The organism is Dactylosporangium siamense (genome assembly GCF_016862795.1).
Taxonomy (GTDB): Bacteria; Actinomycetota; Actinomycetes; order Mycobacteriales; family Micromonosporaceae; genus Dactylosporangium; species Dactylosporangium siamense.
Window position 1 is genome coordinate 77,255 of sequence record NZ_BONQ01000172.1, and the last position, 22,238, is coordinate 99,492.

Genomic DNA, 22,238 nt, shown 5'->3' on the forward strand with positions numbered 1-22,238 from the left:
GCCGGTGTGGAATCGTGTCGAGCGGGCCTTGCGCCGTGCCTATCGCACCGGGACGTTGCTTGACCTCACCGACCGGCCGCCGGGGTCCGAGAATTCGGTGCGGGCCGAGGTGATCGCGGAGCTCTTGCTGGCCGGACCGCCGGCTATGCCCGGGCGGACGGCGCGCGTCGACCTCGCCGGTGCACGGATCACCGGGCGGTTCGATCTCACCGGAGCCAGAGTCGATGCGCCGATACGCCTGCGGCACTGCGTGTTCGACGAGGCGGTCGTGCTTGACCACGCGGAGCTGGGGTCGGTGAACCTCGACGGCAGCACGCTGCCGGGCATCGACACCGAATCGCTGCAGGTGGTTCGGTGGTTCGGCATGCGCAACGCCCGGATCGCCGGGCAAGGCTGGTTCCATCACGTGCGGGTGGGCGGCGGGCTGGACCTGAGCGGCAGCCGGTTCGGTGGTCCGGTCAACCTGCAGCGCGCCGTCATCGAGGGCGACGCCCGGCTCGGCCACGGCGCCGGGTACGCGGCCGGGTTGCGGATGGACGGCACACGGATCGCCGGTGATCTCAGCCTCGCCAAGGCCGACGCGCAGGCGCCGACGGACGGCGCGGCGATCAGCGCCAACGCGGTGACGGTCGGCATCAGCGTGCGGGCGCACGACCTTGTCACCGATGGCGTCGTCATGATGAACGGTCTGCGGGCCGCAGTGGCGATCGTCTTGCAGCGCAACACGCTACGCAATCCAGACGGTGATGCCCTGCTGCTCGTCGAGGCGCAGACCGCGATGCTGACGCTGCGCCTCACACCGTCCTCGGCCGGCATGATCGTGCTGCGTGACGCACACGTCGGGCGACTCATCGACGACCCTGTCGGCTGGCCGGAAGCATGCAGGATCGAGCTGGCCGGCCTGACCTACGAGCGGGTGACCCGCCGCTCCGATGACGCCACGGAGTGGACCGCCGCGCAGCGGCTGACCTGGATGGCCCGATACGCGACCGGGTTCACGCCCGGCCCCTATGACCAGCTCGCCGCCGCATTGCAGCGCGACGGCCGGGAGCAGGAGGCCAGCGAGGTGCGCCGCGTCCGGGAACGCCTGCGGCATCGGGCGATGGGCAGGCTCGGCGCGGTATGGGGTGCGATGCAGGACGTCGCGATCGGCTTCGGCTACCGTCCGGCGTGGGCGCTGCTGTGGCTCGTCGCGGTGCTGGCGGCGGGCAGCGGGTTCTTCGCGTGGAGCGGCCCGCTGCGTCCGATCACGTTGGGTGGGGCGCCGACCTGGGACCCGCTGCTCTACACCCTGGACCTCCTGGTGCCGCTGGTCGATCTGGGCCAGGAGCGGGCGTGGGATCCGGTAGGTGCCGACAAGGCGGTGGCGGTGGCGGTGATGGCGGCAGGCTGGGTCCTCGCCACGACGGTCGTTGCCGGTGCCGGCCGCGCACTGCGCCGCTGAGCCTCGACCAACCGGACGAAGGCCGCCATATGATGCTGGGGTGCTGCTGACCGATCACGTGATCACCGTACCGCTCGACCATGACCACACCGACGGTCCGACCATCGAGGTGTACGCGCGGGAGATCGCCGCCGCGGACGGACGCGACCGGCCGTACCTGGTCTACCTGCAGGGCGGCCCGGGCTTCGAGGCGCCGCGACCGTCGACCCTGCCGTCGTCGCCGAGCTGGCTCGAACGGGCGCTGCGGGACTTCCGGGTCATCATGCTCGACCAGCGGGGCACCGGACGTTCCACGCCCTACGGTGATCCGGGCCCGGACGCTGTCGCGGACGCGCAGCGGCTGGTCCATTTCCGCGCCGACGCGATCGTGCGCGACGCGGAATGCCTGCGGGAGCACCTGGGCGCCCGCCGATGGAGCGTGCTCGGCCAGTCGTTCGGCGGCTTCACCGCCCTGCACTACCTGTCCGTCGCGCCGGACAGCCTCCGCGAGGTGCTGTTCACCGGCGGGCTGCCACCGGTCGGCCGGCCGGTCGACGAGGTCTACTCCGCCACCTTCGACGCGATGCGTGTGCTGGACCGGCGCTACCACCGCACGTATCCGCGGGACGCGGCCCGGCTCCGGGAACTGCTCGACCGCTGCGACGCGGGTGACATCCGGACTCCCGGCGGCGAACCGATCTCCCGCCGGCTGATGCGCACCATCGGCCACCACCTCGGCGCGCACGGCGGAGCGGAGAACATCCACCACGTCCTCGAACTGGACTTCAGCTCCCCGGCGTTCCGGCACGACGTCACCGCGCTGCTGCCGTTCGACGCCCGCAACCCGCTGTACTCGGTCCTGCACGAGTCGAGCTACGCCGACGGCGGAGCCACCCGATGGTCGTCCGAACGCGTCCAGCCGGACGACTTCACCGGCGATTCCGCGCTGCTCACCGCCGAGCACCTGTTCCCCTGGCACTTCCAGGACACGCCGGGCCTGCGACCGTACCGCGACGTCGCCGCCGTCCTCGCGGACCACCCGTGGCCACGCCTCTACGACGCCGACGTGCTGGCCCGGGTCGACGTGCCCTGCGCCGCCGTGATCTACGCCGACGACCCGTTCGTCATCCGGCGGTTCTCGGAGGAGACCGCCGACCTGCTGCCCGGCATGCGCCGGTGGCTCACCGACGAGTACCTCCACAACGGCCTACGCGCGGACGGCAGCCGGGTCCTCGACCGTTTGATGACCCTGGTTCGCGCCTGAAACGCAGTTCAGCGGGTGGCCGTCAGAGGATGCGACTGATTTTGGTGGCCAGGTCGACCAGCGCCCAGCCGGCGACCAGGGTCAGGGCGGCCCTGGCGGTCCAGGCGACCACCGCCGGCAGCTGTTGCCAGACGGTCTGGTCACTGCCGATCCAGCGGTCGCCGAGCCAGGTGACGAGGACGCTCGCGAGCAGCGGGACGCTGAGCGTGAGGGCAACGGCGACGAGTGGTGGGTCGAGCAGGGTGAAGTCGACACCGTCGCTGTGCACCAGCATCGCCCCGATGACGAGGGTCGCCCCGAGCGGCAGGCTGACCCGCCGCCACCACAGCGGACCGAAGCGCAGACCCCGGATGGCGAGCCAGACCAGCCCGCCGATCGCGCCGAGAACGGTGCCGACCAGTAGGAGATTGAGCGTACCGGCGAGCGTGAACCGGCCGATGACGAAGCCGTCGTCGCTGATCACGCCGGTTGCCCGGGGGTGGTTCAGCCGGGCCAGGACCAGCATGAACAGCCGCCCGACGATGCCGCCGGCGACCAGCCCCGTGATGCCGCCGGCCAGGGCGGCGACTCCCAGCCGACGGGCCCACTCGACGCCGGTCGCGAGTGTGGAAGATTGCTGCTGCGGGGTCATGCCGACGCCTTCCGATGGTCAGAGCCAGTGATCGTAGTTTCTTGATCACCTGCCTCGGTGTCGGCTTCGAGCAGGACGGCCGTCCGCTGTCTGACTCACCGGCCTGATCAGCTCACCCTGACGACGACCTTGCCCAGCGCCTGTCCCTCACCCACCCGGGCCAGCGCCTCGGGCACCTGGTCGAGGGTGAAGGTCCGGTCGACGTGGATCTTGAGGTCACCCGCCACGCACCGCTCGGCCACCGGTACGAAGTACGCCGGCCCCTCCTTGACCGCGAGGACACCGATCCGCCGGCGGGTCAGCAGGCCGGTCACCGTGCCGGCGGTCAGCACGCGGAGCAGCGTCGGCACCGATCCGCCGACACACCGGTAACGGCCGCCGGGCGCCAGTGCCCGGCGGTAGGCGAACACCGAGCGGTGCGCCACCAGGTCGAGGATGAGGTCGAACGGGCCACGGCGGGTGAAGTCCTCACTCCGGTAGTCGATCACCTCGTCCGCCCCGACCGCCCGCATGAAGTCGAGCTTCCCGGCGTTGTCGACACCGGTCACGTGCGCCCCGAGCCGCTTGGCGAGCTGGATCGCGAACGCGCCGGAACCTCCACCGGCACCGTTGACCAGGACCCGCTGCCCGGCTCCGGCGCCGCCGGTCCCCTGCCAGGCGATCACACCGGCCTGCGGGATGGTCGACGCCTCGACGAAGGACAGCCCCGCGGGCTTCACCACCAGCACCGACTCGGGGGCGATCGCGTACTCGGCGAACCCGCCCTTGAGCCAGAGGTTGTCGCCGTACACCTCGTCCCCGGCACTGAACCGGGTCACACCCGGCCCGACCGCCTCGACCCAACCGGCGATGTCCGAGCCGAGCGTCCGGCGCGCCGGCGTCCGCAGCCCGCCGATCCGCGAGTAGAGCGGCGTGCCGATCAGCGTCTCCCAGTCGCTGAGGTTGACCGACGTCGCCGCGACCCTGACGAGCACCTGCCCGGCCGCGGGTGCCGGCGTGGGAACCTCTTCGATCCGCAGCACGTCCGGCGGCCCGTAACGGTCGTAGACGACAGCTCTCATCGGCGTCACTCCCCCCACCTCTCGTATCCACGTTCATCTGTAGCACGGTCTCGCACGGCTGCATGGAGTCCGACAGTTCGCTTGCACGCTTGCCTATAGTGATCGACATGGGTAGTCACGCCAACGCTGACGATGAGATCGAACCAGCTGCTGACTACAAGTCCGCCCCGTATCCGACTGAGACCACACACGAGCGCGGCGTCGAGGCACCCGCGCTGCGGCCGACTGAGGCGCGCAGTACCGCCCTCAGCGCCCTGTACGTCGGCGCGGCCATTTGGGCCACCGTAGGATTTGCGATCGGCGTGATACGGCTTGATGACGGTCCAGCGACCACGTCCGCCAACGATGCCACTACCGCCTCGTCGCAGCTCACGGACATGCTCGACACTGCGCATGACGGTCAGACCATTCTGCTCGTGCTGATCTGCCTGCTCGCGGCCACGGTCTGCGTCGCCGTGGCGCAGGTCGTGCACGCGCTGCGCTGACCGGCGACGCGAAGGTCAGCCCGAACGGCCCGCACTCCCAGCCGCGATCCCGGCTGAACACAGCGTCTGTACGCCGATGTACGCGGTCGTACGTGAATGGACGGAATCGCGATCCGGCCGGCGTCCACGTCCGCATCATGTGGCGCAGGATCACGGACTTCGCCTTCGCCGAAGCCGTCTCATCGTCCCTGGGAGTGAGTGACACATGTGGAATTCCCGCGCACGTCGCCTGACGCGCCTGCTCGCCACGGCGGCGGCCATCATCGGGGTCACCGTTCTGCCCGCCGCTCCGGCGCACGCCACCTACGGCCCGCAGTCCGGCACCGTGCACTGGCAGCTGCTCAACAGTGCCGGTAACCAGCTCATCGGCAGTATCGACGGCACGCTCGAGTTCGACGACGGGAACACGAAGTTCCGCTACTCGCTGACCATGTGCCGGCAGAACAGCTTCACGGCGCCCTACGCCAGCGTGTTCGTCAACGGCACGCTCTCGTTCTCGCTGTACCCCGCGTACACCGGCATGCCCGGCTGCGGCGGCGCCACCGCCCTGGGCGGCGTGGTGACCGGCGAGGTCGAAACCGGCAGTCTCGTGCGCAACGTCACCGTGCAGTTCAACGGGTCGTACTACGGTTCCGGCCCCAACGGCTACATGGTCTGGGAGCAGCGCCAGCGGAACATCCTGAAGGACAATCCGTACAACTGAGCCAGGTGCCGTGACGGGTCACAGTGCGATCGGGCGGTAGCGCAGGATCGCGTCGGCGATGGCGGCCGGGGAGGCCTCGGCGAGGTCCGGCGGCGGGTGGAGGACGAGATCGGCCGCGCGTGGGTGGGTGACGTTGGTCTGCAGCAGCAGGAGGTGGTACGGCTGGTCCGCCGGGTCGCCCTCGATGATGCGACGGACCAGCTCGGTCACCTCCGCGTGGGTGATGTCCTGGACCCGCGGCCACGCAGGGCGGGCCGCCTCGAGGGCGAACTCCTCGAGGTCGCGCCACTCCCAGAAGCAGACGAAGTCCGCCACGGTGTAGGCGTGGCCGGTGTCGGCGTTGAAGGCGGCGATCGCGGCGTCGGTCGGCGCCTCGCAGATGCGTTCGATGGCGGCGGACAGCGACGCGAGGCGCTGCGGCGGCACCACCGGCGGCGTGAGCTCCGGGCGCAGCATCACGCGCGGCCCCATCCTGCCGGCCGGCCGGGTCCCGTCAACCGCACGCCTGCCACCCTCTCAGAGGTCCGTGCTGAGCCGGGCGTGGACGTGCATGTCGTGCCAGCCGTCGGCGTGCAGCATGTGCCCGCGCAGCGTACCTTCGGCCGGAAACCCGCAGTCGAGCGCAACGCGGCAGGAAGCCGGGTTGGCGGTGGAGTGCAGCAGGAACACGCGGTGCAGTCGCACCGTCCGGAAGGCCCAGTCGGTCAGGGCACGGGTGGCACGGGCCGCGACGTGAGCGCCGCGAGCGGCGGGCACGACCCAGTATGAGACCTGCGCCTGGGCGGCGAACAGCGCAAGCGTGCGCAGGCTCGCCTGACCGATCGCCCGGTCGTCGCCGGTGCGCACGATTGCCCAGCCGGCGTCGGTCTCGGCCTGCCAGGAGGTGGCTCAGTCGTCGATCCACTGCTGGACCTCGGCGTCGCCGTCGATGCTGCGCATGTGCCAGCGTTGAATGTCGGGCGTGGTGAAGGCCGTGCGGACCAGGTCGGCATCGTCGGCGCGCCAGGGGCGCAGCATCAGCTCGTCGTCGACGGCTATCCGCGGCTGGGCGATGGCGCGCAGCGCGCCGGCCGGAAGTGCGGGTGCGACCAATCGCGGCACATCGACCACGTGGCTGGCGGCGACCGGGTGAGCCAGCCGCGCGGCGGTTCAGGCCGGGTCCTCGCCGGTGCCGTTGAGGAGTTCGACGAGTCGCTGCGGGGCGCCCGCGCCGAAGATGAGCTCGACGGTGTCGTGTGCGGCGATCGCCTCGGCTTCGCTGCGCTGGAACATGACCTCCTCGTACGCCGCGAGCGCGGTCTCGGAGTCGTGGGGGTGCGCGGCGATGAGCTGTCCGAGTTCCGCTCCGTCGAGCATCGCGAGGTTCGCGCCTTCACCGCCGGGCACGGTCACGTGGGCGGCGTCGCCGAGGAGTGTGACGCCGGGGGTGCGGCTCCACCGGTGGCGGTTGGGGAGTCGATGGATCCTGCGCAGGACGGGCGCGGTCTCGCCGCCGGTGATCAGGGAGATCAGTTCGGGCGCCCAGCCCTCGAACTCGGCCGCGATCCGCGTCCTGACGGCGGCGGCGCCGGCGCCGCCGCCGTCTTCGGCTTCGGCTTCGGCTTCGGCTTCGGCGAACCATTCGAGGGATCGGGTGAGGACGACGTACGTGTGGATGACGTTGCCCGCTTCCCGGTGGGCGAGGAATCCCTGGCCGGGGATGAGGGCGTACATCGCGCCGTTTCCGACGGCCTTGGCCGCCTCGGGGTGGCGTTCGTCGACGTCGTGCAGGTACGTGTCGAAGTAGCTCATGCCGGCGTAGGTCGGCTGCTGGTCCGACAGGAGCGGCCGGACCTTGGACCAGGTTCCGTCGGCGCCGACGAGAAGGTCGGAGACCGCCGTCGATCCGTCGGCGAATGTGAGTTCGTGACGGCCCTGCCCGAGGGGCGTCGCCGACCTCAGTTTCCTGCCCCACTGCACGGTGCCGTCCGGCAGCGACTCCAGCAGGATGCGCCGGATGTCTCCGCGGAGCGCCTCCGGGCGCGTCATGGAGCCGTCGTCGGGGAGCTCGGCGAGCACCGCGCCGTGCCGGTCGAGGACCCGCTGGGCGCCGCCGCCCCGGTGGATGATCGAGCGGTACTCACTCGTGAGGCCGGCGATCTCGAGGGCGAGCTGACCGTTGTGCTCGTGGAGGTCGAGCTGGCCGCCCTGGGTGCGGGCGGCGGCGGAGGCGTCCGCGTCGTAGACGGTGACGGGCACACCGTTGCGACTCAGGACGAGTGCGAGGGTGAGTCCGCCGAGGCCTGCGCCGACGACGGTGACGTGAGTGGTCATGGTCTTCCTTCCGAGCAGTTGATTGGACCGCTGGTCCACTCCCCTACTGTTGGACCAGCGGTCCAAGTCTGTCAAGATGAGCTTCATGACCACGCCGGCACCGCGAACGCCCAGGCGCAGCGACGCGCTGTCCCGGGAGCGCATCGTCGAAGCGGCCATCGAGGTCCTGGACACAGCGGGCGAGAGCGGCCTGACCGTCCGCGCGGTCACCGCCCACCTGTCGACCGGTCGCGGTGCGATCTACCACCACGTCACGAACAAGGACGAACTTCTCGCCGCCGCCGCGGACGGCGTCATCAGCCAGGTGATGGCCACCGCCGTGGGCGACGAGGACCCCAGGCGGGCGGTCCGCGCCCTGGCGCTCGGGATCTTCGACGCGATCGACGACCACCCGTGGGTGGGCACCCAGCTCCCCCGCGATCCGTTGCAACCGGCCGTCCTCCAGATCTGGAGGAACCTCGGCGTCCAGTTGCACCACCTCGGCGTCGCCGGTACGGCGTTGTCAGACGCGGGATCCGCATTGGTCAACTACATCCTCGGCGCGGCCGCCCAACACGCCGCGGGCGCCCGTCGCGTCCCGGACGACGCGGCCCGCAAGGACCACCTCGGACGCATCGCCGCACAGTGGGCGCAACTCGACGCCCATCCGCTCATGCGGGAGTCAGCCGCGCTCCTTCACGAGCACGACGACCGAGCGCAGTTCCTCGCGGGAGTGGACATCTTCCTCGCCGGTGTCCTGCACCGAAAGGGCGGCACAGCTCCGCTTTGAACACGGCGTGGCCGTCACCCGAACCTGGTCCATTCCCCTTCGGAGACCACCTCGACGGAGCCGTCGACGACCGCGATGGCCGTCTGCTCGTCGATGGCGTACGCCGGCGCACCGAGGTCCGCGGCCCAGCGCTCAGCGTCCGCGGGGGTGTTCGTCGGGAACGCGTTCAGGTGCGGGAAGATCGAGAAGTCGACGACGCCCAGGGTGCGATCGTCCGGCGCGGACGGCCACTCGACGAAGTACGAGCCGATCCGGGGCGTCATCACCATGCTGCCGGCACTCACGCCCACCCAGACCGCGTCCAGCGACGGCAGCAGCTCCGCCAGCCCGGACTCCCGCATCCAGTGGCACAGGTACGTCGCATCGCCGCCGTCGACCAGGAGCACGTCGGCCTGCCGTACCCACGGAACCCAGCGTTGCGCACCGATCGTGGGCAGCGCGGTGAGCTCGAGGACACCGAGCGACGCCCAGCCCAGTCCGGTCAGGTGCCGGAAGTCGGGGTCGGCGGCCACGAAGCCCCGCACCGACGCCGGCCCGCACATCGGGTGACCCCACTGCGCGGTCGGGACGCACAGCGCGTGGGACTCCTCGACCGGCTTGCCGAGCAGCCGCACCAGTGCGGCGTGGATGCTCGGGTTGGTGACCCCACCCGATGTCAGCAGCAGTTTCACGACACCTCCAGATTCACGGTCATCTTAGGCGGTACTCCCGCCGTCAGGTGGCCGTGACGGTGTAGGCGCCGCTCGCGCAGCCGGTGACCCGCCAGCCGCCCGGGACCTGCTCGGCCGACGCGTTGGCCACGCTCGTGGTGTGCAGGCGTGGTGCGGTTTCGCCGGGGAACCAGATGTCGAGCTGGCAGTTGGCCGGGGCGGGCGCGGCGGTTGCGGTGATCCGCAGTTCGGTGCCGCGCGGGCCTGCCGTCAGTGATTCGAGGTGACCCGGGAAGGCTCGTGGGTACGCCCGCGACAGCGGCACGGCGAAGGGTGCCGGTGGTGGGCTCGACGCGCCCGTGCGGCAGCTGACCGCGACCAGGTTGCCGGACGTGGCCGCGTCCGCGCCGGTCTCCGGCGAGCCGCAGCCCTGCCGCCATACCCAGAACGCGCCGCCGATGCCGAGCCGGTCCTGGGCCGCGGCGAACCGTTGCACCTTGGCACCGTCCGCGGCGGGTTCGCCGAACCAGCCCCATTCACCGGGCCACAGTGCGGCGCCGTAGGCGGTGGCTGCGCGGGCGGACACGGTGAGATTCCGTTCGATCGACGCGATCGTCAGGCCCAGGCTCTGGTCCATGCTGATGGACTCGCTGTACGGGTGCGGGGCGAACACCAGTTGCCGGTCCGCGGTGAAGCCGGGCGGTGGGGTCACGTCGAAGCCGAGGCCGGACCACAGCACGCTCGGCTGGAAGAACACGACGTGAGGGAACCCCCGGGCGGCGTCCTCGGCCGCGCGGATCGCGGTGATGGCGGCGTCGTAGAACCGGCCCAGCAGCAGCCCCGAGCTGATCGGCGGGTTGGGCCCGATGCCCGGCTCGTTGAGCAGGTCGTACCCGGCGACGGCGGGTTCGTCGGCGAAGGCGCGGGCGACGAACGCCCAGGTCCGGACGAGCTCGGTCTGGATGCCGTCCCGGTCGGAGTACAGGTTCCCGAACGCCGTCGCCACCGCGGGCGCGAGGTCCCGGGCCAAGAACTGGCAGTGTGCCGTGCCGTCGGTGATCGTCGCCCAGGCCGGCGCACCGTCCCAGCCGGTCGTCGGCGTGGTGCCGCCGCCGCACTGCTCGGTCGGCCGCGCGAGGGCGTTGCCCCACGCGTCCTGGTGCATGTCCAGCACGGTGTAGATCCCGTGTTCCTTGGCACCGGCGACCGCTGCCTGGATCTCGCGGAGGTACGACTCGTCGAACCGGCCCCGCTCGGGCTCCAGCCGCGACCATGACATGCCGAGCCGGATCACGTTGAAGCCCATCGCCGCCATCTGGGCGAAGTCACCGTCGGTCAGCGGCTGCGTTGCCGGTACCGCCGGATCCCGCAGGTAGTAGTCGATCAATTGGTTCACGTTGACGCCCCGGAGGATCACCTGCCGGCCGGTGACGTCGCCGATCGTGGCCATCCCGCCACGATCGGACGCCGGGCGCACGAGGAGCCGTTGCATACCTCCGCCGCCCGCGACGGCGGTGAAGGACGGCGGTCCGGGCCGGACCGGTGCGCCGATGACCGGCGCGAGGGCGAGGAGCAGCACCCCGACCAACACAAGAGGGCGTGGTAGCGGCACGGACCGCCACCGCCAGCCGAGCGCCACCAGGAGTCCCGCCGCCAGGCCGATGGCCGCGCCGTAACCGATCCCGGTCGCGACGCCGATCAGCGCGGTGCTGATCCACCAGTCGTCCGGCCCGGCGCCGACAAGGTGGTCGGACAACGGCGCGAGTGCCGCGTCGACGACTCCCAAGGCGAGGCCGGCGACCACCGAGGCCAGCCACACGATTACGCCGCCGTCGCCGCCGAGCGGGCCGGCTTCGGGCAACCGGCGCCCCAGGGCGCGGACGACCGCCGCGACGACGGCGAGGAACACGGCCATGCCGAGGAGGAATCCGAGCACACCGTTGGCGGCGGTCGGGGCGACGAGGAATCCCGCGAACGCGTACCCGACCGGCCCGCCGCGCCACCACTGCGCCGCCGGTCCCACCGCGGCGAGCGCGGCCACGACGAACACCACCAGCACAGACGCGCCGATCGGCCGCGCCGCTGGGGGCTCGACCCGGGAACGGGCCGCCGGGCCGAGCCGGAAGGCGAGCGCGGCACCGGCCGCGACCACGGCGCCGACGACGAGGTACTTCAACGCCGCGAAGCCGCTCGTGCTCATCGCGTACCGCAGCGCCGTGCCGACGGAAAGGTGCTTCCCCAGGAGCGGAGTCGCTGATACGAAGCCGCTCGCGGCGCTCGCCAGGGCGCTCGCGCCGACGGTCGCGACCCAGGCGGCGGCGAACACCCACCGGGCCGTCAACCAGCGGCCGACGAGCAGGATCGGCACCGCCGCGCCGGCCAACAGGACCGGGAGCCCGACCACCAGGGGTGCCCAGCGGTAGGCACCGCCGGTGCCCGCGAGCGGCAGCCCCCGACCCCCGATCGGCGCGAGCAGCCCCGAGGGATCGGTGGCGGCACCGACCGCGACAACGGCGACGAGCAGCACGACCACGGTCACCGCGGCACGGCCCTGCGGTGCCGTCCACATCCGTCTGAGAGTCATAGTGAACGCGATTCTTACTCGCGTTCGACGGTTTGTCAGCCCCCGTCCGCGCCGACCAACCCCGGTGCCGGTCAGGCAGCCGCGCTCCCCTCATGCGACATCGAACAGTCGAGGACGAGCGCACGAACCGTTCGGGCGTCTGCCGCCGCGGTGTGCTCGGCGCGATTGCCGAGGCCGGCAGTGAGGCGCTTCCGAGCCGGGCTGGTCGCGAGCGGCTGGGACCTGCCTGTGCGTTTACGGGCTGAGCTGCGCAAATGCTGGACGTCAGTTCACCGTGTGATGGCCGGGGCGTGCCTGGCCGCCGCCGTGCAGAGTGAGCTGACCCCGCTTTCATGGACCTTCTTGATCATGGCCTGATGGCCATGGGGAGGGACATTCGTGCCGGCACCGAAGAAGTATCCCGACGAGCTGCCGCAGCGGGCCGTGCGGCTGTATCGCGAGTAGGACCCGAAGCCAGTCGTCCGACGGCTGACTGAGCAGCTCGGCGCGAACACTGGCTCCCCCGCACACTTCTGCCGAATTGCGTGCGGTCAGACCCATTCGTCACTCGGATCCGCCCACTCTGCCGGGATCTATCCTTACTTGTTCGCCCGCAGCCACCGGCGATGGGTAGCCGCGGCGATGCCGTGCACCAGCCGGATCAGGTCCGCTGCTCCCTCCGCGTCGTCAGCGCGGCGCACCGTCGTGAGGATCGGCGTCACCTCGTGGAGTTCGACGTTCCCGCTCAGCAACACGAACTGGAGCACCAGCCCGGCCAGGCGAGCGTTGCCGTCGTCGTATGGGTGGTAGAACGCCACATCGAGGTAGGCCCGGGCCGCACGGGCCGTCACCGGTGTTTCCTGGTCGGTGGCCTCTGCCAGGCAGAAGGCGAACCGATGTTCGGTGTCGGCGTGCAGCCCGTACCGCTCCCGGCCGTTCTTCGCGTACGCCGGTGCCCGGCGGAACGCCACGACTGGGACACCACGGACGATCCGGTTCCAGCGGGCCAACAGGTCCGCGGTGAGGTCGGCGCCGGTGGCCGCCTCGCGCCGCACGTCGTCGTACGCGGTCAGTAGCCGGCTCTGCCGTTGCGGGCCACGCCCGGCGGCGCCGTGGGCGAAGCAGACGAAGCCGTCGCAGACGGCGGACACCGGCGTATCCGAGTGCGGGACGACATCCCGCCAGGCCACCTGTTTCCGCACCTGCTGCCACACCGCCAAGTGATCAGGCGTGGTCAACGGCCACCCGCCGGGCCAGGTCCTCGGCCACCGACTCCACGACCGCCCTCCTCGGCTCCACCCAACTGTCAAATCGGCCGGCGACCGCGTGCTCGATCAGTTCCGCCCTCCGGGTGGCCTCGATGCCGGCCGCCTCGAGGAACCAGCCGAGCACGGTCATGCAGCAGCCGTACCAGCCCGACTCGTACTGCGTGCGGTCACCGACCGCGGTCACCAGGTGAGCGACCGCACGTTCCCAACCGTCCAGGTCGCCGGCGGGCAGCGGAAGGAACCGGTCGAACCGCTCCGTCAGATCGTCCGGCCAGTCACGCCGCTCCGCTTCGGATGGCGCTCGCCGGCGGTTCGAGAGCTTGCCGTTCAAGCCTGACCGACCGGGGCGACGCCCAATGCAACAGACCCCTCCTACGCCATGCCGGATTCCGAGGGTGGGTTCCACGCGGATATACACTCGGGATATATACCGAGTGTATATCCGCAGTGTATGGTGGCCGCATGAGCGTTCCCCTCACCCTCCTCGGGCTGATCGAGCGAGAGCCGAGCCATGGCTACGACCTCAAACGCGACTACGACACGTTCTTCGGCCGGGGCCGACCGTTGCCGTTCGGCCAGGTCTACTCGACCCTGGGCCGCCTCGCCCGCGACGGAAAGGTCGTGATCAGCGACGTCGAGGCCGGGGACGGCCCGGACCGCAAGCGGTACGTCATCACCGATCTCGGCGCCACGGAGGTCGACGCCTGGCTCACCGAGCCGGTCGAGCCGGAGCCGCACCTGCAGACGGTGCTGTTCTCCAAGGTGATGCTGTCGCTGATGCTGCAGCGGCCCGCGCGGGAGTACCTCGACACGCAGCGCGCCGCGCACATGCGCAGGATGCGGGAGCTGCACCAGATCAAGAAAGGCGACGACCTCATCGAGGCGTTGCTCGCCGACCACGCCCTCTTCCACCTCGAGGCCGACCTGCGCTGGATCGAGCTCACCGTGGCCCGCCTGGACCACCTCGCCCAGCTGGTGCGGCGATGAGGGGCCAGGCGATCGTCGAGGCCCGGGACGTCGTGCTGTCCTTCGGCGAGACGCCGGCCCTGCGCGGGGCGACGTTCGCCGCCGACCGCGGGGAGATCGTTGCGGTGATGGGGCCCAGCGGCTCCGGCAAGACCACGCTGCTGCACTGCCTGGCGGGGATCCTCGCGCCGACCGCCGGCGAGATCCATTTCGCGGGCGGGCGGATCGACAATCGCAGCGAACACGACCGCAGCAGCCTGCGGCGCGAGCACTTCGGCTTCGTGTTCCAGTTCGGCCAGCTCGTTCCGGAGCTCACCGTCGAGGAGAACGTGGCCCTGCCGCTGCTGCTCGGCGGCGCCCGGCGGGCCGCGGCGCTCGCTGAGGCGCGGGGCTGGCTGGAGCGGCTCGGCCTGTCCGGCGCGCACGCCCGCCGCTCCGGCGAACTGTCCGGCGGCCAGGCGCAGCGGGTCGCGCTCGCCCGCGGCATGATCAACCGTCCGCAGGTGCTCTTCGCCGACGAGCCGACCGGCTCGCTCGACTCGCTCACCGGCGAACACGTGATGGACCTGCTGGTCGCCGCCGCCCGCGAACACGGCACAACGGTCGTGCTGGTCACGCACGAGCCGCGGGTCGCGGTCTACGCCGACCGCGAGGTCATCGTCCGCGATGGACTGGTGCATGCCCTCGCCGCCGATCGGAGCGGGTCGTGATTGGCTTCGGCCTGCGCCTCGCCGTCGCCAGCGGCCGGGAGGCGCTCGTGCGTTTCGTCGTGCTCGCTGCCGCCGTGGCGCTCGGCGTCGCGCTGCTGCTGGCCACCGTCGCCGGGGTGCACGCGCTGGATGGTCAGTTCGGCCGGTCCGGCTGGCAGCAGGCGAAGTCCACGGCCGGCACACCCGCCGCCGACCCGCTCATGTGGGTGAACCGCTGGGGCTACTTCGAGGGCCGGCCGCTCGACAGGATCGACGTCGGGCGCACCGGCCCGGCCGCGCCGGCCGTGCCGGGCATCCCGGCCGCGCCGGCCCCCGGGCAGTACTATGTCTCCCCGGCCCTGCACGACCTGATCGTGAGCCGGCCGGCCGACGAGCTGGCATCCCGCTTCCCGGGCCATGAGGCGGGCCTCATCGACGACTCGGCCCTGGCTTCGCCCGACTCTCTGCTCATCATCGTCGGCCGGACCGCGCACGAGGTCGGCGGTATCTACGGCGCCCACGAGGTCGCGTCGGTCTCGACCGTCGCCCCGCCGGTCCCGGTCGCCGCGATCAACCTGGTGCTCTCCGTCATCGGCGGCGGACTGCTCTTCCCGGTCCTCATCTTCATCTCGACCGCGACCCGGCTCGCCGCGACCCGACGCGAGCAGCGCTTCGCCGCCATGCGGCTGGTCGGCGCGACGCCCCGGCAGGTCAGCACCCTCGCCGCCGTCGAGTCCACCGCCGCGGCCGTGCTCGGCACCGCCGCCGGGTTCGCGCTGTTCCCCGCGCTGCAGGCGATCCTGGCGCGGTACCCGCTGACCGGCCAACGGTTCTTCCCGTCCGATCTGTCGCTGCGGCCGCCCGAGATCCTGATCGTCGGCCTCGGCGTCCCCGCAGCCGCCGCGATCGCCGCCCGGTTCGCCATGCGCCGCGTGCGCATCTCCCCGCTCGGCGTGACCCGTCAGGTCACCCCGAAGCCGCCCCGCGCCTGGCGGCTGATCCCGTTGCTCGCCGGCCTCGCCGAGCTCGCATACTTCATCGATCGCAGACCGCACACCTCCAGCGGCCAGACCGCGGCGTTCCTGCCCGGCCTGCTGCTGATCATGGCCGGGCTGGTGATCGCCGGCCCGTGGATCACCATGGTCGCCGCCCGGTTCATGGCCGGCCGCGCCCGCCGCCTGCCGACGCTGCTCGCCGCCCGCCGCCTCGCCGACAACCCTCAGGCCGCCTTCCGGGCCATCAGCGGCGTCGTGCTCGGCCTCTTCGTGGTCAGCGTCGCCACCGGCGTGATCACCACGCTGGTCGAGCAGCGCGCCGTGCCGGAGACCCCGCTGTCCGACGTCACCATGACCCAGTCGTTCCACGGCGCCGACGGGACGGAGGTCCCCGACGCACTGTTGGAGCGGCTGCGCGGCGTCGAGGGCGTCACGTTCGCACTCGTACTGCACGACAACCCAGACGACGGCGCCGACAGCCCGTCCAGCGTGATCCCCTGCGCAGACCTGGCGCGGATCCCCCAGTACGGCCGGTGCGAGCCGGGCGCCGCCGTCGCGCAGATCTGGGACAACCTCGTCGGCTACGACCCAGGCCGCGCCGGGGTGGGCGCAGCGACGGTGTGGCGGGCCTCCGCGGCCACCGCCGAGGACGTCGCCGCCCTACCCGTCGACGGCGTCGTCGTCGGCCTGGACGGCACCTCGACGGCGCACGAGCGGGCACGGACTGCGCTGCAACTCGCCTTCCCCGACCTGGCCGTGTCGGCCGGCAGCACGACCGACTTCAAGGGCGACTACCGCAACCAACTCAACCAGTTCCAGCAGCTCGCCAACGTGACTATGCTGTTCAGCCTGCCGATCGCGGCCTGCAGCCTCGCGGTGAGCGTCGCCGCCGGCATCGCCGACCGCAAACGACCGTTCGCGCTGCTGCGGCTGACCGGGGTACCGCTGCGAGCCCTACGCCGGGTCGTCGCCCTGGAGAGCGCCGCGCCACTGCTGGCGGTCGCGGTACTGGCCGCGGCCGTAGGCTTCACGGCGGCCCAGCTGTTTCTAAGGGCGCAGATGCGGTACACCATGAGCCCGCCGCCGGTGAGCTACTACGTGCTCACGGCGCTCGGCCTCGGGGTGGCACTGACGATCATCGCCGCCACCCTGCCCCTGCTGGACCGTGTGAGCGGCCCGGAGACGGCCCGCAATGAATGACCGGCTGCGCTGACCGCTTCGGACAACCCGTGGATCAGCCGTCGTTCGACGACTACCTGCGGTTCCGGACCGGCGACCCCCACGATCGACGGCATTATGGGTAATACATGATCTTGAGTCAGAAGTCCAGCTCAGCATCCGATTCCCGGCAGGTTGATCATGAAAGGGTGGAAACTCCGGCTAGGCATCCGCATCTGCCGCCGACCGTGCGCTGCGGCTCGCCGTGTCGTCACGCTCCGTATGCCACCCCGGCGGCCACGTCCGCGGTCGGTGCGCTCTCGTGCCGATGTGCGCATGTTGGCGGCTCGGGCGCACACTGCCGCGGTGGATATGGGAGACGTGGGCGCGCGGTTAGTGGGTCGATTTGGTCCCGAGGTTGAGGGGTGGCTCGCTGAGGTCCCGACCCTCGCTGCGCGGCTGGCCTCCCGGTGGGGACTCGTGCTCGGTGAGCTGTTTGAGAGTGGCGCCTCATCTCTCGTCATGCGCTGTCGATGGCCCGACGGAACGCCAGCGGTTCTCAAACTCAGTCCGGATCGGGCACTGTTGACCAAGCAGGTGGAGATGCTGCGCGTGTTCGCGTCATCGGGTCGGGTGCCGGCCGTATTGTCCACCGATGCGGAGGCCGGGGCGATGGTGTTGGAGGAGGTCCTACCCGGTACCGAGGCCGAAGACATGCCAACGACGTCGTTGCCGCAGCTGTGGGGAGAGTTGCTTGCCGCACTCCACACCGTGGCCCCGCCCGCGCAATGGCCGTGGGATCTGCGCGGTCGGTGTGACGAGGCTTTCGTCCGGATCGGCCGGAGGCTGTCCGAACCAGCCATCGGTGCACGAATCGATCAGGCCGCCTGGCAGCGGTCGATACGGCGCTGTGAGACGTTGCTGGACACTCAGGCCACGCTCGTGTTGTTGCACGGCGATCTGCACCTTGGCAATGCCCTGGACGGCGGCCCGTCACGGGGTCTGGTCGCGATCGATCCGAAGGCGTGCGTAGGCGATCCGTGCTTCGACGCCGTCGACTATGTGGTGGCCGGTGCCGGACACGAGGGTGTCGAGGCCCGTTGCCAGCTGGTGGCGACCGCGTGCGGGCTCGATGGGGACAGGCTGTATGCCTGGAGTCGGGTGATCGCACCGATGGTAGCCATCGCGCACCTCACCTACGGCGGTCCAGAGCCGGTGATCGACGAACTACTCGCTTTGGCTTGTTGATCCCAAGCGAATATCCGCCGAGGTCCGAAACGACTGCGCGACTACATCCACGACTCGATCATCAACGCCCGCGGCCACAACATCGAGCGGATACCACACCGGCGTGACGGCACAACCACGCCCGCCCGCGCCCGAACGACTCGGAGGGGCGTCCGGATCTGCCGCCGGTCGGGCGCTGTCGCTTGGGCAGTGATAGTCACACTGCGTACGCCGTCCGGGCCGCACGCCCAGCGGAACCCGCCGGGCACTCGTGCCGAGGTCAGCGCACTCGATCGTGCTGCTGACGCGCGGCTCATTCACCAGAGGGGCGCCTGATCAGGCTGCAGGATGACTCGGTGTTGCTCGGCGGCCTCGGCCCGTTCCCGGTCCCAAGACTCGGGCCCCAACCTGAGCCCCGGCCTGGCCCAGACGTCATGGGAGTCACCCGCCAACCAGGCACCGAACCATTCAGGCAGAGTGCCGCCGAGACTACGGTGTACTTATGGTGATCATGGAAGTGCACAACGACTCCGCCGGGTGGCTGGTGCTCTGGCTGGAACCGTTGGGAGAGGACCGCTGGCTGAAGCCGGACGAAACGTTCCACGTCCGCTCCGACTATGACGGCGACGATGCACCCTTCACCGTCGACCGCTTCGAGAACGACGACCGGGCGGCCGGCATCGCGAACATCGCCGTTTGGGTGAACGAAGGAGACTCCCAAGTCACCGACAGCAGCGGCACCCGTCTCGAGTGCGGCCATCAGCGCCCAGAGGAAGTCACCAGGAAGTGGAACGCGCTGCTGCAGCAGATGCGCGGCGACATGGCGTCGAACCCGATTCCGGAGGGAGGCCCGAGACGGAGCTTCTACGTTGACCGAGGTCACTCTGTGACCGATCGATCGCCTATCCGGAGGCCGTGAACCGGCCAGCGCCCGGCGCTTGCGGCTTGATCGACCCGGCTCAGATCTCACCGGCTGCGCTCATAGCCGCGAAGCGCTCGCCGCGGTCAGCATGGTGATCAATGACCGCGTCGCGAATACCATGAACGGGTGTCAGTGCCGTCGTGCAGGCCGCAAACCGTGGGTCCCACCGCGCGCCGACCTGCGCTGCCAGGCCAGGGAGCAGGTCGGCCGGGCAGAGGATCCGAGCACGGTCGTGCTGGACACCCAGTCGGTCCGGGCGGCGAACCATGTCCCGGCGGCCACGACCGGCACCCGGGCTCCGCAGATGAATAGCAGTCCTAGTCCTCGAAATGGGCGTTGAACTGGGCAAACACTGCTTGCCCCGGTGACGGGGCGTGTCACTAGGCGAAACGGCCACTTCAACGCCCGGCCAGCTGGTGACCTGCGGCTTCACCGCCGTCGGTGCCTAGAACCGCCGCTCAACTGTGGAACGTGGGACCCGGCCTCGCGGTCGCCATCGGGGTCCTGATCCCGGTTCCACCGGCCTATCGATGGTATTGGTGGAACGATGGAAGGCGTGGGAACTGCGACAACTGCTACGCCTGCTATCTCGCCGCTTGCTGGCGAGCCGATTGATCGTGCCGATGCTGAGCGGCTCGCGGGAGTGCTGAAGGCATTCGCCGATCCGGCCCGGCTGCAACTGCTCAGTCTGATCCAGTCCGCTCCGGCGGGCGAGGCGTCCGTGAGTGACCTCACCGCGCCGCTTGGTCTATCCCAGCCGACCGTGAGTCATCACCTTCGGATCCTCACCGAGGCCGGCCTGCTCGAGCGCGAGAAGCGCGGCGTCTGGGCGTACTACCGTCTGGTGCCGTCCGCGATCGCGGCGATCGCCGACCTGTTGACACCGCCCCGCAAACGGGCGACGAAGAGGGCCCGCTGAGCGGCACTGTCGAAGGCCACGAGCGCGCCAAGCAACCGACCGCGCGCCGGTACAAAGCGCGCCCAATCCACCAATGCCCTTGATCAGGTGCACGGATCTGCCGCCGTTGGTGCGCGGCGGCAGGCCAGCTTGTTACCGACCGTGTCTGGCGGCGGGCCTTCGCTCCTGCCGCGATGTTCGCGCGGCTGGTTCTGGCGTTGGCTTGCGTGGGGACGGGTGGCGACTGGCGCTACAACTCGTGCCATGTTCCGAGATGGTCGGCTGAGCCGTTGAGAATGATGGCGTGCATGAGCTGGAAGGCGTGATCGGTGTCGATGACGAAGTCTGCGGTGAAGGTGCCGGTCTCGTCGAGGATCGGTACCTCGATGGGCTCGTCGGAGCAGGCCGTGCCGTCGCTGCCGAGGAGGAGCACGTGCTCGGCGCTGGCGAAAAGATGGACGACCGCGTAGTCGGCCCGGAAGCCGATGGCGAGGTAGGGGTAGTCCAGCTCCGGGAACCCGGCCTCGGCACTCATCACGGTGCGTGAGCGGAACGCCGGTTCGGCGACAGGCCTAGCCTTTGCCGCTGTCGGTGGCGCCCGAACTCGCGAACGAAACCACGATCACCTCCTGCTCCCTACCGAGATCCGTGCGCTCACCGACGGTCTGTGTTCGGGTGCTGGTGATGCTCGGCGAGTTGCTTCAGGTTGAGCAGTTGCCGCCGAGCCATGACCAGGTCGCCGATGGACAATCCGAGGGCTGTCCAGCGTTTCGTCTGCATGACGACCTTCATGAGCAAACGCGTCGCGGAGCGTTCCTCAGGCACGAGGACGTAGGACATGACGGCCGACATGATCGTGCCTGTCAGTTGCTTGCCTGGGTCGACCGAGAGAATCCTGCCCCGCTTCCGGCCGCCGGCAGTCGTGAACGCTTCTCCGACCCGAGGATCGGCAAGCCCCAGCAACTGTTGCGGTGAGCGGCGGCCGAGATTGTCGATCCAGTCGTAGGAGTACGGCGCGACCCTCACCTGCGCAAGCCACGGCCATACCGCCGCGGCGGGCGCTTCGACCCGCACCCCGCGCCAGGCTTGCAGGGCGGGAGACACGACGAAGTCGTCGCACGGATAATGGAGCAACGTCTCACTGTCGGACACGCCCCACCTGTCACCGATCATGCATCCATCATTCATCAGGCTCGACGTCCGCCCATGCCGCAGACGAGGGCGTGCAAAACCACCCGGTCGTGCTTCAGGAATAGATGTCTCCCTCACCGGCGGGCACCATGTCCCAAAGTGTGTACGCCCACGCCCGCTGGACGAGCAGGACCGGGCGGGTGAGCACGACATCGCCGGCGCGTTGGACGCTTGTGATGATGCCGAGTTCGTCGCTACCGGCGTCACCGCCCGGCGAGTACCGCAGCGGCATCCCGCGCGCCCCCAGATAACCTGTCAGGTCGGCCTCCCACTGGGAGGGCGGCTGCCCGACCAGCCGCATGCCGTCGAGGATGACCTGCGGGCCGTACCGCGCGTCGGGCACGACGCAGTAGAGGCCGTCCGGCTGGTCAAAGTACAGGTAGAGCGCCGTCTCGTAGGCGGGATCGCCGTGCCGCCGGAACAAGCCATTCTGATCCCTGGCGCGGGAATCCGGTGGTGGGACGTAGCCGGTGAAGCCGTCCAGCGCCGCAACGGCCTCGTCGCCGGTCATCCCGAAGCGCAGCGGGCCCACGCCGACCGTCGGGACGTAGTTCCACTGCTCGCGGTCGCGCTCCGGGAGCACGGGCCAGAGGCTCATCTCAGGTCTCCTCGGCGGCGGGCGCCGCGTCACCCGGCGAGGGTACGGAGCCGGCGTGTGGCTCGGTGACCCAGGGTGGCGATCTGCTGGAGCCGAGCTGTCCTCTCGGACACCGACGAGATCCGGTTGACCCTGCGAAGGTGGATGCATGCAGCAACAGCCACGACGATCTCGATCTCCTCGTGTCGTTCTTGCGCTGGGCTGCTGATCGCGAGCGTGCAGACGAGGCCAAACGATCGGCGGTGATGGGCACTGAGTTCGCTGAATTCATGAAGTGGCCGCTAGACGTTGTCGAAGTGACCGACGCAGAGCGCGGCCGAATCCCACGAAACGTGATCGAGGACGAGCCCGCACTGCAGGAGGAAGCGGTCGACCAAGCACCCAAACTCGCCGCACGCTTCCAAGCCATCGTGACCATCGCCGTCATCGGCGAGTGGCTCTGACCAGACTCATGAAACGCGCCC

The 22,238-nt window shown here is 70.2% G+C and carries 24 protein-coding genes and 2 pseudogenes; 13 read left to right on the forward strand and 13 right to left on the reverse strand.

Annotated elements, in window-relative coordinates; genetic code table 11:
• Nucleotides 1-268 precede the first annotated feature (268 nt).
• The gene (locus Dsi01nite_RS51285) at nucleotides 269-1,444 is read left to right on the forward strand and encodes a pentapeptide repeat-containing protein (RefSeq protein ID WP_203853803.1); all 1,176 of its coding nucleotides are present in this window, start codon (nucleotides 269-271) and stop codon (nucleotides 1,442-1,444) included.
• Between the two features lie 40 nt (nucleotides 1,445-1,484).
• Nucleotides 1,485-2,687, forward strand: coding sequence for an alpha/beta fold hydrolase (locus Dsi01nite_RS51290; RefSeq protein WP_239137026.1), 1,203 nt, complete (start codon nucleotides 1,485-1,487; stop codon nucleotides 2,685-2,687).
• 22 nt (nucleotides 2,688-2,709) lie between these two features.
• Here the strand turns inward: Dsi01nite_RS51290 and Dsi01nite_RS51295 are convergent, their stop codons facing one another.
• Together Dsi01nite_RS51295 and Dsi01nite_RS51300 are read right to left on the reverse strand one after the other, a co-directional pair.
• The gene (locus Dsi01nite_RS51295) at nucleotides 2,710-3,318 is read right to left on the reverse strand and encodes a hypothetical protein (RefSeq protein WP_203853805.1); all 609 of its coding nucleotides are present in this window, start codon (nucleotides 3,316-3,318) and stop codon (nucleotides 2,710-2,712) included.
• Between the two features lie 107 nt (nucleotides 3,319-3,425).
• Entirely contained in the window at nucleotides 3,426-4,379 is a 954-nt protein-coding gene (locus Dsi01nite_RS51300) for an NAD(P)-dependent alcohol dehydrogenase (RefSeq protein WP_203853806.1), read from the reverse strand.
• A gap of 107 nt (nucleotides 4,380-4,486) precedes the next feature.
• Here Dsi01nite_RS51300 and Dsi01nite_RS51305 point away from each other — a divergent pair, with 107 nt between their 5' ends.
• Together Dsi01nite_RS51305 and Dsi01nite_RS51310 are read left to right on the forward strand one after the other, a co-directional pair.
• Nucleotides 4,487-4,864: a hypothetical protein gene (locus tag Dsi01nite_RS51305; RefSeq protein ID WP_203853807.1), complete on the forward strand. Its 378-nt coding sequence runs from the start codon at nucleotides 4,487-4,489 to the stop codon at nucleotides 4,862-4,864.
• A gap of 205 nt (nucleotides 4,865-5,069) precedes the next feature.
• Nucleotides 5,070-5,567: a hypothetical protein gene (locus Dsi01nite_RS51310; RefSeq protein ID WP_203853808.1), complete on the forward strand. Its 498-nt coding sequence runs from the start codon at nucleotides 5,070-5,072 to the stop codon at nucleotides 5,565-5,567.
• 18 nt (nucleotides 5,568-5,585) lie between these two features.
• Here Dsi01nite_RS51310 and Dsi01nite_RS51315 read toward each other — a convergent pair whose 3' ends face one another.
• The 4 genes and pseudogenes from Dsi01nite_RS51315 to Dsi01nite_RS51325 all read right to left on the reverse strand — a co-directional run bounded on the left by Dsi01nite_RS51315 (nucleotide 5,586) and on the right by Dsi01nite_RS51325 (nucleotide 7,880).
• Nucleotides 5,586-6,023 carry a bacteriocin immunity protein gene (locus tag Dsi01nite_RS51315; protein WP_505661200.1) on the reverse strand — a complete coding sequence of 146 codons (438 nt, stop codon included), beginning with the start codon at nucleotides 6,021-6,023 and terminating at the stop codon, nucleotides 5,586-5,588.
• 60 nt (nucleotides 6,024-6,083) lie between these two features.
• Nucleotides 6,084-6,434, reverse strand: a pseudogene (locus Dsi01nite_RS58755) (GNAT family N-acetyltransferase); the annotation flags it as partial.
• Nucleotides 6,435-6,455: 21 nt separating this feature from the next.
• Nucleotides 6,456-6,668: a GNAT family N-acetyltransferase gene (locus Dsi01nite_RS58760; RefSeq protein WP_308442151.1), complete on the reverse strand. Its 213-nt coding sequence runs from the start codon at nucleotides 6,666-6,668 to the stop codon at nucleotides 6,456-6,458.
• 48 nt (nucleotides 6,669-6,716) lie between these two features.
• Nucleotides 6,717-7,880 carry an FAD-dependent oxidoreductase gene (locus Dsi01nite_RS51325; RefSeq protein WP_203853810.1) on the reverse strand — a complete coding sequence of 388 codons (1,164 nt, stop codon included), beginning with the start codon at nucleotides 7,878-7,880 and terminating at the stop codon, nucleotides 6,717-6,719.
• An 85-nt stretch (nucleotides 7,881-7,965) separates the two neighbouring features.
• Between Dsi01nite_RS51325 and Dsi01nite_RS51330 the strand changes: the two genes are divergently transcribed.
• Nucleotides 7,966-8,649: a TetR/AcrR family transcriptional regulator gene (locus Dsi01nite_RS51330; protein WP_203853811.1), complete on the forward strand. Its 684-nt coding sequence runs from the start codon at nucleotides 7,966-7,968 to the stop codon at nucleotides 8,647-8,649.
• 14 nt (nucleotides 8,650-8,663) lie between these two features.
• Here Dsi01nite_RS51330 and Dsi01nite_RS51335 read toward each other — a convergent pair whose 3' ends face one another.
• From Dsi01nite_RS51335 to Dsi01nite_RS51350, 4 genes are all read right to left on the reverse strand, one after another.
• The gene (locus Dsi01nite_RS51335) at nucleotides 8,664-9,320 is read right to left on the reverse strand and encodes a Type 1 glutamine amidotransferase-like domain-containing protein (RefSeq protein WP_203853812.1); all 657 of its coding nucleotides are present in this window, start codon (nucleotides 9,318-9,320) and stop codon (nucleotides 8,664-8,666) included.
• Nucleotides 9,321-9,363: 43 nt separating this feature from the next.
• On the reverse strand, nucleotides 9,364-11,883 hold the full coding sequence (locus Dsi01nite_RS51340) for a glycoside hydrolase family 5 protein (RefSeq protein ID WP_203853813.1): 2,520 nt from the start codon (nucleotides 11,881-11,883) through the stop codon (nucleotides 9,364-9,366).
• Between the two features lie 578 nt (nucleotides 11,884-12,461).
• Nucleotides 12,462-13,064, reverse strand: coding sequence for a Fic family protein (locus tag Dsi01nite_RS51345; RefSeq protein WP_203853814.1), 603 nt, complete (start codon nucleotides 13,062-13,064; stop codon nucleotides 12,462-12,464).
• A 22-nt stretch (nucleotides 13,065-13,086) separates the two neighbouring features.
• Nucleotides 13,087-13,461 carry a hypothetical protein gene (locus Dsi01nite_RS51350; RefSeq protein ID WP_203853815.1) on the reverse strand — a complete coding sequence of 125 codons (375 nt, stop codon included), beginning with the start codon at nucleotides 13,459-13,461 and terminating at the stop codon, nucleotides 13,087-13,089.
• 131 nt (nucleotides 13,462-13,592) lie between these two features.
• Here Dsi01nite_RS51350 and Dsi01nite_RS51355 point away from each other — a divergent pair, with 131 nt between their 5' ends.
• From Dsi01nite_RS51355 to Dsi01nite_RS51380, 7 genes and pseudogenes are all read left to right on the forward strand, one after another.
• Nucleotides 13,593-14,117, forward strand: a complete 525-nt coding sequence (locus Dsi01nite_RS51355; protein WP_203853816.1) for a PadR family transcriptional regulator — start codon at nucleotides 13,593-13,595, stop codon at nucleotides 14,115-14,117.
• Nucleotides 14,114-14,806: an ABC transporter ATP-binding protein gene (locus tag Dsi01nite_RS51360; RefSeq protein WP_203853817.1), complete on the forward strand. Its 693-nt coding sequence runs from the start codon at nucleotides 14,114-14,116 to the stop codon at nucleotides 14,804-14,806. Before Dsi01nite_RS51355 ends, Dsi01nite_RS51360 begins: the two co-directional genes overlap by 4 nt.
• Nucleotides 14,803-16,980 carry an FtsX-like permease family protein gene (locus Dsi01nite_RS51365; protein ID WP_203853818.1) on the forward strand — a complete coding sequence of 726 codons (2,178 nt, stop codon included), beginning with the start codon at nucleotides 14,803-14,805 and terminating at the stop codon, nucleotides 16,978-16,980. The genes Dsi01nite_RS51360 and Dsi01nite_RS51365 overlap by 4 nt, the downstream gene beginning before the upstream one ends.
• A gap of 330 nt (nucleotides 16,981-17,310) precedes the next feature.
• On the forward strand, nucleotides 17,311-18,186 hold the full coding sequence (locus tag Dsi01nite_RS51370) for an aminoglycoside phosphotransferase family protein (protein WP_275423498.1): 876 nt from the start codon (nucleotides 17,311-17,313) through the stop codon (nucleotides 18,184-18,186).
• A 481-nt stretch (nucleotides 18,187-18,667) separates the two neighbouring features.
• Nucleotides 18,668-19,084, forward strand: coding sequence for a hypothetical protein (locus tag Dsi01nite_RS51375; RefSeq protein ID WP_203853820.1), 417 nt, complete (start codon nucleotides 18,668-18,670; stop codon nucleotides 19,082-19,084).
• 181 nt (nucleotides 19,085-19,265) lie between these two features.
• Nucleotides 19,266-19,385: pseudogene (locus Dsi01nite_RS58765) on the forward strand (IS5 family transposase); the annotation flags it as partial.
• 249 nt (nucleotides 19,386-19,634) lie between these two features.
• Complete coding sequence (locus tag Dsi01nite_RS51380; RefSeq protein ID WP_203853821.1) at nucleotides 19,635-20,006, forward strand: ArsR/SmtB family transcription factor; 372 nt, start codon at nucleotides 19,635-19,637, stop codon at nucleotides 20,004-20,006.
• 229 nt (nucleotides 20,007-20,235) lie between these two features.
• Here the strand turns inward: Dsi01nite_RS51380 and Dsi01nite_RS51385 are convergent, their stop codons facing one another.
• From Dsi01nite_RS51385 to Dsi01nite_RS51395, 3 genes are all read right to left on the reverse strand, one after another.
• On the reverse strand, nucleotides 20,236-20,523 hold the full coding sequence (locus Dsi01nite_RS51385) for a hypothetical protein (RefSeq protein WP_203853822.1): 288 nt from the start codon (nucleotides 20,521-20,523) through the stop codon (nucleotides 20,236-20,238).
• Between the two features lie 116 nt (nucleotides 20,524-20,639).
• Complete coding sequence (locus tag Dsi01nite_RS51390; RefSeq protein ID WP_203853823.1) at nucleotides 20,640-21,158, reverse strand: polyketide cyclase; 519 nt, start codon at nucleotides 21,156-21,158, stop codon at nucleotides 20,640-20,642.
• A gap of 73 nt (nucleotides 21,159-21,231) precedes the next feature.
• The gene (locus Dsi01nite_RS51395) at nucleotides 21,232-21,774 is read right to left on the reverse strand and encodes a hypothetical protein (protein ID WP_203853824.1); all 543 of its coding nucleotides are present in this window, start codon (nucleotides 21,772-21,774) and stop codon (nucleotides 21,232-21,234) included.
• A gap of 140 nt (nucleotides 21,775-21,914) precedes the next feature.
• On the opposite strand from Dsi01nite_RS51395, the gene Dsi01nite_RS51400 reads away from it, so the two are divergent.
• Nucleotides 21,915-22,217, forward strand: a complete 303-nt coding sequence (locus tag Dsi01nite_RS51400) for a hypothetical protein (RefSeq protein ID WP_203853825.1) — start codon at nucleotides 21,915-21,917, stop codon at nucleotides 22,215-22,217.
• Nucleotides 22,218-22,238: the final 21 nt, after the last annotated feature.